The organism is Microbacterium sp. P5_E9, assembly GCF_054049175.1.
Genome location: NZ_JBFUMV010000097.1, coordinates 1 through 600 on the forward strand (window position 1 = coordinate 1; position 600 = coordinate 600).

Annotated in this window: 1 protein-coding gene; it reads left to right on the top strand. The window is 64.7% G+C overall.

Annotated features, from left to right (window positions below; all coding sequences use genetic code 11):
* Positions 1-475, top strand: a 475-nt coding sequence (locus ACXJ3V_RS20420) for an AMP-binding enzyme (RefSeq protein ID WP_457102183.1), incomplete at its 5' end; no start/stop codon positions are given.
* Positions 476-600 lie beyond the last annotated feature (125 nt).

A 600-nucleotide genomic window follows, 5' to 3' on the forward strand; every position in this document is an offset into this window, starting at 1 on the left:
GTTCCATACCGGCGACATCGTCAACCGCTCGGCCGACGGCATGCTCCACTTCGTCGACCGGCGCAAGAACATCATCCGCCGCTCGGGAGAAAACATCGCCGCGGCCGAAGTCGAGGCGTTGCTGCAGACGCATCCGCTGGTCGATCAGGTGGCCGTGCTGGCCGCGCCCGACGAGATCCGCGAGGAAGAGGTGCTGGCCTGCGTAGTGCTGCGCGAAGAAGGCCGCGCCGATATCGACGCGGCAGTGCGCGCCCTGTTTGACTTCTGCAACACGCGCCTTGCCTACTACAAAGCACCAGGCTGGATGTGGGTGACGGACCACATTCCGACCACTGCGACGCAGAAGATCCAGAAGCATCAGATTTTTCCCCCGGGAGTCGACCCGCGCGGCCTGGCGGGCATGCGCGACCTGCGCAACTGGAAGAAGCGCAACCAGGCCGACTGGGCCAAAGGCCCGACTGCAGCTGGCCACTGACGAAAGATTGCCCATGCCTGTCCCAGACATCTTCAAGGGCGCGCTCGCGATCCCGGCCATCGGTTCGCCGATGTTCCTGGTTTCCTTCCCTGCGTTGGTCACCGCACTGTGCAAGGCCGGCGTGG